The organism is Gammaproteobacteria bacterium (assembly GCA_013696315.1).
Taxonomy (GTDB): Bacteria; Pseudomonadota; Gammaproteobacteria; order JACCYU01; family JACCYU01; genus JACCYU01.
In genome coordinates this window covers 1-9,446 of the sequence record JACCYU010000091.1, presented here as the reverse complement: position 1 = coordinate 9,446, position 9,446 = coordinate 1, and the positions used below count along the sequence as shown (strand labels likewise).

13 protein-coding genes are annotated in these 9,446 nt (G+C 58.1%); 1 reads left to right on the top strand and 12 read right to left on the bottom strand.

Annotated elements, in window-relative coordinates; genetic code table 11:
• Positions 1–479: 479 nt before the first annotated feature.
• From vanZ to H0V34_05150, 3 genes are all read right to left on the bottom strand, one after another.
• Positions 480–860: a VanZ family protein gene (vanZ, locus tag H0V34_05160; GenBank protein MBA2491112.1), complete on the bottom strand. Its 381-nt coding sequence runs from the start codon at positions 858–860 to the stop codon at positions 480–482.
• Between the two features lie 147 nt (positions 861–1,007).
• Positions 1,008–2,192, bottom strand: coding sequence for an undecaprenyl/decaprenyl-phosphate alpha-N-acetylglucosaminyl 1-phosphate transferase (locus H0V34_05155; protein MBA2491111.1), 1,185 nt, complete (start codon positions 2,190–2,192; stop codon positions 1,008–1,010).
• Positions 2,182–2,520: a hypothetical protein gene (locus tag H0V34_05150; protein ID MBA2491110.1), complete on the bottom strand. Its 339-nt coding sequence runs from the start codon at positions 2,518–2,520 to the stop codon at positions 2,182–2,184. Before H0V34_05150 ends, H0V34_05155 begins: the two co-directional genes overlap by 11 nt.
• A 282-nt stretch (positions 2,521–2,802) precedes the next feature.
• Here H0V34_05150 and H0V34_05145 point away from each other — a divergent pair, with 282 nt between their 5' ends.
• On the top strand, positions 2,803–3,159 hold the full coding sequence (locus tag H0V34_05145) for a Uma2 family endonuclease (protein MBA2491109.1): 357 nt from the start codon (positions 2,803–2,805) through the stop codon (positions 3,157–3,159).
• 258 nt (positions 3,160–3,417) lie between these two features.
• Here the strand turns inward: H0V34_05145 and H0V34_05140 are convergent, their stop codons facing one another.
• From H0V34_05140 to H0V34_05100, 9 genes are all read right to left on the bottom strand, one after another.
• Positions 3,418–3,657 carry a hypothetical protein gene (locus H0V34_05140; GenBank protein MBA2491108.1) on the bottom strand — a complete coding sequence of 80 codons (240 nt, stop codon included), beginning with the start codon at positions 3,655–3,657 and terminating at the stop codon, positions 3,418–3,420.
• A 14-nt stretch (positions 3,658–3,671) separates the two neighbouring features.
• Positions 3,672–4,205: a hypothetical protein gene (locus tag H0V34_05135; protein ID MBA2491107.1), complete on the bottom strand. Its 534-nt coding sequence runs from the start codon at positions 4,203–4,205 to the stop codon at positions 3,672–3,674.
• Between the two features lie 159 nt (positions 4,206–4,364).
• Complete coding sequence (locus tag H0V34_05130) at positions 4,365–4,640, bottom strand: MazF family transcriptional regulator (protein MBA2491106.1); 276 nt, start codon at positions 4,638–4,640, stop codon at positions 4,365–4,367.
• Positions 4,613–4,831, bottom strand: coding sequence for a hypothetical protein (locus H0V34_05125; protein MBA2491105.1), 219 nt, complete (start codon positions 4,829–4,831; stop codon positions 4,613–4,615). The genes H0V34_05130 and H0V34_05125 overlap by 28 nt, the downstream gene beginning before the upstream one ends.
• A gap of 210 nt (positions 4,832–5,041) precedes the next feature.
• Positions 5,042–5,215: a UPF0175 family protein gene (locus tag H0V34_05120; protein ID MBA2491104.1), complete on the bottom strand. Its 174-nt coding sequence runs from the start codon at positions 5,213–5,215 to the stop codon at positions 5,042–5,044.
• A complete protein-coding gene (locus H0V34_05115; protein ID MBA2491103.1) occupies positions 5,196–5,483 on the bottom strand; it encodes a GIY-YIG nuclease family protein in 288 nt (95 codons plus the stop codon). The genes H0V34_05120 and H0V34_05115 overlap by 20 nt, the downstream gene beginning before the upstream one ends.
• Before the next feature lie 239 nt (positions 5,484–5,722).
• The gene (locus H0V34_05110; GenBank protein MBA2491102.1) at positions 5,723–7,207 is read right to left on the bottom strand and encodes a polysaccharide biosynthesis tyrosine autokinase; all 1,485 of its coding nucleotides are present in this window, start codon (positions 7,205–7,207) and stop codon (positions 5,723–5,725) included.
• A complete protein-coding gene (locus H0V34_05105; protein MBA2491101.1) occupies positions 7,140–8,042 on the bottom strand; it encodes a hypothetical protein in 903 nt (300 codons plus the stop codon). Before H0V34_05105 ends, H0V34_05110 begins: the two co-directional genes overlap by 68 nt.
• Positions 8,043–8,225: 183 nt before the next feature.
• Positions 8,226–9,359, bottom strand: coding sequence for a polysaccharide biosynthesis/export family protein (locus H0V34_05100; GenBank protein MBA2491100.1), 1,134 nt, complete (start codon positions 9,357–9,359; stop codon positions 8,226–8,228).
• Positions 9,360–9,446 lie beyond the last annotated feature (87 nt).

Sequence of the window (9,446 nt, the reverse complement as noted above, 5' to 3'; positions counted from 1 at the left end):
AAGAGCAGGAAACGAGTCACTTTTCGCGCCCAACACTCCCGTCAGCGAACCGATGAACCATCAACACGACTCGAAACCTGCGCTCGCGACGCGAGCCGGCTTCTCAAGTCCGACAGGCTGCTAGCCGTCATTTTTCAACAAGTACATACTTCCGTTATATTCTTAAGAACTGTCCCCGGCCGGTCAGCGAAGACCCGGAATTCATATTAGTCCACGCGCGATTGTAGCTGACCATACTATGGAAGCAAGGAGTGATTGGCACAGGCAACGACCGCAATGGAACTGCCTGAATCGGGAGATACTTGGTCTGATTCGGGGTGTGTGCGAGAAACAATCCATGTGCGCCCCAAATGCAGCCTTGCCTGGCGCGAGCTGTTCGTGCTGGTCGACCGTGTGTGAGGACTGGGACAAATGCCGTGGAACAAATAAACGTTTCCGCGCAACTCAGTGGCTTAGCAAATTGCACGCAAGCAATGGCGTTATTGGCCGGTGGGAAACCTGCGACTTAATGGAGGAGAGAACTGCCTCAAGATAAAGGCAGTCGCCGCATAAACGGCCAGGCCTGCAGCGTCGGCCGCCAGGTCCGCAAGCGAGAAGCTGCGGTGCGGTATAAAGAACTGCATGATCTCAATCAGCAGTCCATAGCCCAGCAACGGCGACGCCGTAAACCAGTCGAAGCGGCGGCGCGGGAACGCGTAATCGGCACCCAGCGCCAGCACAAAAAACGCGACCAGATGCACGATTTTGTCATTGAGATTGGCCGCGGCGACCGGGCCGCCTTCGACCGCCGCCAGGTAAACGCCTACAGTCAACATCAGCAGCAGCGCGATGCGCGCCAAGTAAGTAAGCTTGTATTCCATCGGTGCGGGTTACTTGACTGTGACCTTCAGCAGGCGCTGAATGGGGCGTGCATTGTAACGATAGTGCCGCATGGCCATAACCGTTGCCCGGTGAGCCACGCGTGTCACACGCAGATACATGCGGGCGACGGCGCTCCGCGATGCCGCTTAAGGCCGTAGCGAAGGCGTCAAACTCGCCTCCCGCAGTACAGACTCCGGTAGCGGCGGTGGTTGCGGGGCACAGATTGAATAAGAGCCCTTCATGAACTCGGCAAACGTGACGGTCGAGGCAGCGGACCGGTTCAGAAGTTGCCGGTAACGATCATGCCAGAATAGACTCAAGCTTGCGTAATAGACGAACACCAGCCCGACGAAACCCAGATACATGATCGGCTCCGCCACCGCGTAGCGATGCCCGAGCAGGCCCACGCCGGCCAGCGCCGCGGCGATAACTATGAGGATACGCACCGTCTGCCGGGGCGAGTAACCCGCCATCATCAGCGCATGATGAAGATGATCGCGGCTGCCGACGAAAGGACCTTGACCGCGCAATCCGCGACTCAGCACAACATTGACAGTATCCAGGACCGGCAGCGCCAGTATCCACACGGCGATGATCGGCGCCATCGCGGGCACGCTGCCCTGCGTCAAATCGATTGCGAACCAGCAGAGCACGAACCCCAGCGCCGTGCTCCCACAATCGCCCAAAAATACGCTGGCGCGCGCACGCCACCGTGTGCGGAGATTAAAGAACAGAAAGCCTGCCGTGCAGCCGATGAGCAAGGTCAGCAGCTCGAACGCGCCGATACGACCGACGCCGAGCGCCAGGACCGCAAAGCTGCCCAGCGCGACCACGGCCACGCCGCCCGCCAGACCGTCGACGCCATCGATGAAATTGAATGCATTGATGAACCCGACCAGGCAGAAGAGTGAGAAGGGAAGCGCGGCTATACCGAGATACACGTCGCCCAGCCCGATCAGATCTCCCAGATTCTCAAGCGGCAGCAGACCGAAATATTCGACACAGGTAAATGACACAAGCGCCTGCGCAAGGAGGCGTTTGCCGGCGCGCAGATCGCGATAATCGTCCAGCAGCCCCAGTAGCGCGAGCGACAGCACGCCGGCCAACAGCCCCACGTGGCGCGTGGCCGGCGGCGCCTGAAATATCAGCACCATCAGCAGAAAGGCCGTTATCATCGCCGGCCCGCCGCACAACGGCACGGGAGCCTCGTGCTGTTTGCGCCCCCCCGGATGATCCACCAGGCCAACCATGCGTGCGGGTTTGTTCGAAATCAATATGAACAGCGCCGTCATCAGCAGCGCCAAAAACCCCAGTATGAAATCAGCGGCCATACGCATTCCCCCCGTCGTACTCCAGCGGATCAGCGCCAGTGGGAAATCCGGGTAAATCACTTATGTCCCGGTTGGTCGATGAACGGCTGTTTTTTCTGTACCGGAAACCATACATGCGCAAAGCAGCCTGTGTGACGCTGATCATCGGCTTTTTAGGCGGGTTGATCGGCCGTGGACGGGCAGGCTGAACCTCTCGCAATTTGTTTGCGGCGTCTGGTTTAGTTTGCGGAAACTCCTTGCCGACCCACAGAAAAACCACCTCGGCCGTTTTTGAGCCGTGCTGCCGGCGCCCGTGGCGCGCCGGCGTCAACGCCTGATCGATATCCACCGGGACACTACCTACATGGGCCTTCGGCCCGTGAGGCGTTACCGCAATACCTGGGGACGTTTCGTATTCAGGGCGCACTGGCTCAGTAACGTCAATCCCGAGGCTGCGGGACTGATCGGTATTACTGTGCAGCAACCGGGGCCATTACCATGCGGCTATTGCCGAAGCTGGAGCGATTGTCGCTTTCATACCGACAAAGCCAGCTATGTCTGTTGATGACCAGCGGCCTGTCTTACGGCGCCATCGCCCAGCGGGTGAATGTGGCCGAAAGCATGGTGATTTATCACACTGCTGAGGCCCCGCGCGGATCGTTACGCAGCCGGGCTACCCCGGCCGGACGACGTGTTACTGGTGATCGAAGTCGCCGACAGCAGCCTGGTCTACGACCGTGACACTAAAGCGCGGCTGTATGTGCAGGCCGGCATCGAGGAATACTGGCTGGTCGACCTCGCTCGATCGACGCTGTGGATGCACCGACGTCCCGCCGGAACGCTACACCGCGGTGACCGCGATGCAATCCGGCGAAACCGCAAGCCCGGCGGCGTTCCCCTGCCTGCGCGATCCCGGTCGCCGGCATGCTGCCGTGACAAATTGAATAGCGGGATCAAGATTCTTCACGGAGGATATCCCGTTCGCTAGTGTGCTGTCCCATTCATAAACTTCACATCTCTTCGTCATTCCCGCGCAGGCGGGAATTTAGCTCAACAAACGTCCTTGTCACTGGGACTCCGGCCAACGGAATGATGGCTCAAAAATAGGCAGGTTATTTCTGGGACACGACATTAGCTCAGAACCTGCCCTGAGGTTGTCGAAGGGGCAGGCTCTGAACACAGTGAAGGGTCCGGACCGACAACCACTACTTGGTTCGACTGTTTAAAAACCCCCGCTTCACACCAGTTACCGTCCCTCGCTATCGATCTGGTCGCCGTAGATGCCGCGACGCCAGTGCGATTCAATATAGCCAGGCAACGCGCGATCCGAATCGAGAAAATCGCGCCGCAGATTGAAATTCGGGTCCGGCTCAGCCAAGAAATCCGGCCTCAATACATTGCGGCCATTGGGCCCATCGATGGTCGTGCTTAGGGCATACTGCCAGCGCGGTTGACCAACCGCGTACGCGCCGCCAATCGGCTCCATGCCAACCCGCGGGGTCAGCGGGGAACTGATCGACAGTCCACCTGCCTGTTGATCAGCCTCATCGCGTCCGTAAAAAGCCCGACGATGACGTCGCCGATGTAACGACGCAGGATCACGCGGCCGGCGAGCTGTTCATCGAAGAACTGCCCGGCGGAAAGCGTGACGCTGATATCGCGCTCCCACCACCAGAAGCGGTACGAACCGATGGCCATGTCACGATCGTCGTCGCGATCCTGGTTATCGAAATGCGCGAGATGCGCATGTAGCTGATGTTGCCCCGTGGGCGACTGCAATGCGCCCTCGTAGTCGAGGACCGTAAAGTCATCGTTGTTGAGCTTCTGGATGCCACCGGAGACTCGTCCAAGGTATGCAGAAACCGGACGATGCGTCCATTGCAGGAAGGCTTCGTCCAGGCCGTTCTCCTGTTGTCGATTCGCGAACGGGCCGCCGTCGTCATAAACATCGGATCGAGTGCCTTCCAGCACCCCGGCGCCATGCAGACTCAAGCCGTGGCCAAGCAGGACGCTTAAGGTTGACTGTAACGCCACATCGTAATCCAAGGCGCCGAATTCGGTGCCGACCAGCGTATCCAGGCGCCGGTCACCCAGGGATTTTAGCGATCGCCGGCTGTGCTCTTTTCTATGTGGCCATCCATTTACTAAGCGTGGCTATGACGCTCTGAATAACGCTGCGAAAAACCTCGGGCTTTAACTTGCGACTTCAGCTTTAATCAGGCTGTGATGCGCCGTAAACAGCTTGCACGGCCTTACGTAACTGGTAACTTGCAGGGTGCCGGATAAAAAGTCCTGGTCTGTTATTTTGATCGCGCGCGCATCAGCATAAGGCCTGCTGGTAATCTGAGCCAGGATCATATCGTCGCGGTCGGTGCTGGCCAACACCAATGCTGGCCTTAGCTTCGTGCGCGACAGATCCGAGAACGGAAACGGAATCAAGATCACTGTTGTTGCTGCAGGTGCGCCCACGCTGCGTCCTCTTTAGGCCGGTCCCAATCTTCAGCAAGGGCTTTTTCGCTAAGTAGCGCGGTTTCATTCGGATATATGGCTGGCTCCTCGTCGAGGATGGTAACCAAAGCGCGTCGCACCGCCGAAAGCTTAATCGGTTCCGCCAGGTGAATGGTGCCTTTCTCATCAATAATTGCTTCAATAGTACGCATTCTCTCAACCCTCAAAATATGGTGCGACTATTATATGCCTGTAAATGCTTCACGGTCGGTCTTGCACCGCAGCAATGGAAAGCGATACCGCATCGAAGCTTGGCGAGAAGCTCGATCCGGCCGATCCTGGCGAACAGCAGCAGCGGACCGGTCGCAGACGACATTCAAGCGGTTCTTCCGCCTCGTGTTTTCGACTCATGGATCTCGCGCTCAAGCCTCATCGGCGGAATAGTTGAACACCGAGATACGGCGCCGACCCAAAGCATTGAGGAACGTTACGCGCTCTATCCCTGCCATCTCGGCTGCGCGGCCGGAGGAAAAGCGGCCCAGTTCGTATAACTTGGCGGCTACCGAAAAACGGAGGTTATTGATACCAATCAGCACTCAAGTCTTCCCACTTCGGATTGACGGACTCTATCAACGCAAATTTCCTGGATCGTAACCATCCCTTGATCTGCTTTTCACGCGCGATAGCGCTGGTGATGTCGCCAGTTTCTTCGAACCACGCCAGTCTTGCGATGTTATACCGCGCGGTGAATCCGGATACCATTTTTTGCCGATGTTCGTAAATTCGCCGCATGAGATCATTGGTGACGCCTGTGTAGAGTGTGCGTGAATTATTGGTCAGGATGTACACGTAGTATCGGTTCAAGCCCGGACCCTTCGCGAGATTCTTCGTTTCACTCAGAATGATATGTTTGTCATGCTAAGTGGTTCGGCGTGCTGACTCGCCAGTCATGCTGAGTGATGCTTTGTCATGCTGAGTGAAACGAAGCATCTGTCTTTTCTCGGTGGAACACTAGATTCTTCGTTCCACGCAGAATGACATGGGGGGTTCGCTCAGCATGACAGAAGAGTTTCGGGACGCGACACCTAAGCACCGCGCGATCGTCATGCCCCCGGCTTGCCCGGTTTATACTGATAGTTGTAATAGCCGTATTTACCGTAGCCGTACTTCGACGCGCTCAGTTTCAAATCATTGAAGATCACGCCGTTGAGCTTTATGTCGTTCTGCTGTAAACGCTTGGCGCTGTGCTCAACGTCGTAGATGGTGCTCTCACCGCCCCGCACCACTAGGAAAGTGATACCGGACTGCTTGGCGGTGATAATGCCGTCGGTGAGATTCAGAATCGGCGGCGTGTCGAAGATGATCATGTCGTAATCTTCGGAGACCTGTTCGATCAGCCGATTGAAATTGTCGTGCACCAGAAGCTCGGAAGGATTGGGCGGAATCGTGCCGGTAGCCATGAAATACAGTCCTTTGTTGTCGATGAGATGAATCGACTGGCTCAGTTTGCTTCGACCGGCGATCACGTCCGAGAGACCGGGCGTGCGCGCATGCCCCAGGTAACGGTGCGTATGGCCCCGCCGCAGATCCGCATCGATCAGCAATACGCGCTTGTTGATGTCCGCGAGAAGAAAGGCCAGATTGACGGCGACGAACGTCTTGCCCAGGCCGGGCGTGGGGCCGGTGATGGTGATGACATTATTCTTGGCGTCGATCAGCGCGAACTGCAGGCTGGTGCGCAGGCTGCGCAGGCTCTCGATCGCATTGTCCGTACTCGCGCTGCGCGCCAGCACGTCGGAACCGGAGCCCGGTTTTTTGCGTTTCGAGCGGTATAGCGCGGATTGATGCTTGCTGTGTGGAATGGTGGCGTAAACCGGCAACCCCAGTTTGCGCTCGATGAGATCTGGCGTTTCCAGCGTACGCGCCAAGGCGCGCTTGAGAAAGATGATACCTGCCGCGCAGACGCCACCCAATGCGATTGCCACCAACAGAATTCGCACGCGGCTCGGGCCGGCCGGAAGCAGAGGCTTGAAGGCGTAGTCCACGATACGCACATAGCCGGTGACGCCGGCCTCGGTCACTTTCAGCTCTTGCGCGCGGTTGAGTAATTGAAGGTAAAGCCCGTTGGCGACTTTCGCATTGCGCGCCAGCTTGAGGTAGTCCGATTCGATATCAGGCAATTCTTTCATCTGTTCTTCGATCCGGGCGCGATCTTCCTTCAGTCGGGCTCGTCTCTCATCCAGCGATTCGACCAGCGGATGATTCTCGGTAAAAGTCCGCATGAGGGCCGCCCTGCGAAGTCCGAGGCCGGAAATCCGCTGCTCAACTGTGGCCATGGAGTTCAGTATTCCCTGCGCCTCCAGGCTCAAATCCACTGTGCCCTGCTCGGCCTGATAATCACGCATCGCGGCCTCGGTGATGTTCACATTTTCGCGCAGCCGCGGAAGCTGACCGTTTACAAACGCCAAAGTGCGCCGCGCCTCTTCTGACTGACGCTGAACGTTCTGACGCAGATAGCTGTTAGCGATGGCGTTGAGGCGCGCTTTTACGGCCGCCGGATCGGGCGCGTCCAGCGTGATGCTCAGCATGCCCGTTCCCTCGGCTGTCTCGGTGGCGGCGAGGTGTTCTTGCTGATTTTGCACGGCCACCTGAATTGGCAACCGGGTTAATTGGAACTGCGTTCCGGGCCGCGCCTTCAGCTCCGCTTACGAACATCTGCATATGGCCCGCAGGCGTGAGAGCGCGCACGGATTCGCCGACCTTACCAACCAGCAACGTCCGCGCCGGGTCACAATATGCGCGCGTGTCGTCTTCGCAAAAAAGCCGATAGCTGCCCGCGTCGCCCGTTTCCAGCACGAGCGGCACGCCGAGAAGCGCAGGTGCCACTTGCAGACGCGGCAGCATTATCCGCTCACCGCCCCATGCGTAATTTGCCAGATTCGGAATATAAGACTTCACGGCAGCCGGCAGCAGGGATAAAACCGTGCGCGGCGGATCGGCCGGCGCGGCGCGATCGCCATACCGCCGTGCCAGTGCCGCGCCAAGGCCACCGAAGTATCGGGGCTCGGCGACAATATCGAGTTTGAGTTCTTTTACTGCCCGGCGGAGCACCGAGCGGGACAGAAGGATTTCAATTTCGGCCAGGCCCTGGGCCGGCTCCTCAAAAATCGCGGCCATCGGGTCCAACCCCGCAGCAACAGAGGCGCCCGGCTTGGGCTCGACCTGGATGAGCGCATTACTTTCATAAACCGGCCGCGCCGTCCATGCGATATAGGCGCCAATCAGCGCGGCGAGCGCGAGCGTAAAAAGTACCAGCTCCCAGGATTGCAGGATGATGCCGACATAGTCCCGCAGGCTTATCTCTTCCTCCTGCTCGTCCTGCGCGGATAGTGCCCAGTGTTCCTGCTGAATGGCCTTGTTCATGATCGATGAAACATTTCATGCACTCGCGATTTCGGGTCTCGGTTTGAGAACGGCTCAAAACTCCTCTGTCATTCTAAAGGCGCATGGCGACTGAAGAACCTTGTCCAGCTCAGGTGGTTATAGAGATTCTTCGCTCCACTCAGAATGACAAGAACGGTTTTGGAATGGGCGCGAGGATAGACTTTATCTGCCCTGCACAATGAACCGGGACTGGAACAGCAGTGAGACCGTCGGGATCAGCTGCGCAAGCGCACGGTTGAAGTTGACCAGGTCCGCCGCGGCGGCGAATACGACATCGCGCGGCTGGAGCTGGAACTGATCGGCAAGAATGAGCGCATCGATCGAGCTGGCATCCAGATGATAAATTTCGGGCGATATATCGGTGGCTTCTACACCTTCATTTTCCATATCCCGCTCGGAGACCAGCCCTCGAATCACATACACGCCGCCCGCATTGGCGGTCTCCAGGTTAAGCCCGCCGGAGGCCGCGATGGATTCCGCAAGCGTCAGCCCGCTGGTGGGCACCGGCAGCGTCTTCTGCTCCATAAATTCACCCACCATAAAGATGCGGTCCCGCGTGTCGTTGAGATAGATGCGATCGCCGTTGTGCAGGCGGATGCCATACGGATCGTCGCCCAGATAAACATCGCGCAGGCCCACAAGCTGAGTACGCGAGCCGCGCACAACGGTGACCGAACGGGTGGTGATCGGACGCGTGATGCTATTGCACTGGTTCAGCGCATCAACAATGGTCAGCGGCCGGTCGGTGATGGCGATTCTGCATGGCCGCCCGACGCTACCGACGACAAATGCATATTTGCTGCGGTATGAAAGCACGCGCAGATCCACCTGCGGCTCACGCATGACGCTCTCGAGGCCGTCGGTGAGCATCTGGCGGATTTCCTTGATGGTGTGGCCGGCGACATTGATGGTGCCGACAAAGGGAAAGAATATCGTGCCGTCGGCCTGCACGAGCCGGCCCGCGCTCTCCAGATTTTCGGTCGCGCCAGTGGGATTGGTGAGATCGGGATGCACCCACACGATGACGCTGAGCACATCGCCGGGGCCGACCTTATACTCGGCGTCTAATCGCTCGTTGTGCCGCGCGCCGCCGGGTCCGCCTGTTTCGATCGTATCCGCCACCTGCTGATTGAGCACCAGTGCGGGCGTAATCGAGTGAACGACAGGATCGTAATCGACTTCGTCTTCGTCGAGATAACGCGGATCATCCGAAGTCGCGTACTGGTCAGGCTCCCGATCGTAGTCTCTGATCGAGAGTCCCGGCAGCGCGCAGGACGACAGAAACACAACGCTCATGATGAGCGCCAGCAGCGGCCATGGCCGCACGTTCGATTGAAATCTCCCCACTCCTTTCCCCGCCCCGTTGCAGTGTTATCAGAGCGC

Excerpts from the sequence above, each read along its gene's own strand:
- H0V34_05110 (MBA2491102.1), bottom strand. The coding sequence starts at position 7,207 with ATGCTGAGCATCACGCTGGACGCGCCCGATCCGGCGGCCGTAAAAGCG.
- H0V34_05100 (MBA2491100.1), bottom strand. The coding sequence starts at position 9,359 with ATGAGCGTTGTGTTTCTGTCGTCCTGCGCGCTGCCGGGACTCTCGATC.
- H0V34_05105 (MBA2491101.1), bottom strand. The coding sequence starts at position 8,042 with ATGAACAAGGCCATTCAGCAGGAACACTGGGCACTATCCGCGCAGGAC.
- vanZ (MBA2491112.1), bottom strand. The coding sequence starts at position 860 with ATGGAATACAAGCTTACTTACTTGGCGCGCATCGCGCTGCTGCTGATG.
- H0V34_05155 (MBA2491111.1), bottom strand. The coding sequence starts at position 2,192 with ATGGCCGCTGATTTCATACTGGGGTTTTTGGCGCTGCTGATGACGGCG.
- H0V34_05140 (MBA2491108.1), bottom strand. The coding sequence starts at position 3,657 with ATGGAGCCGATTGGCGGCGCGTACGCGGTTGGTCAACCGCGCTGGCAG.
- H0V34_05125 (MBA2491105.1), bottom strand. The coding sequence starts at position 4,831 with ATGCGTACTATTGAAGCAATTATTGATGAGAAAGGCACCATTCACCTG.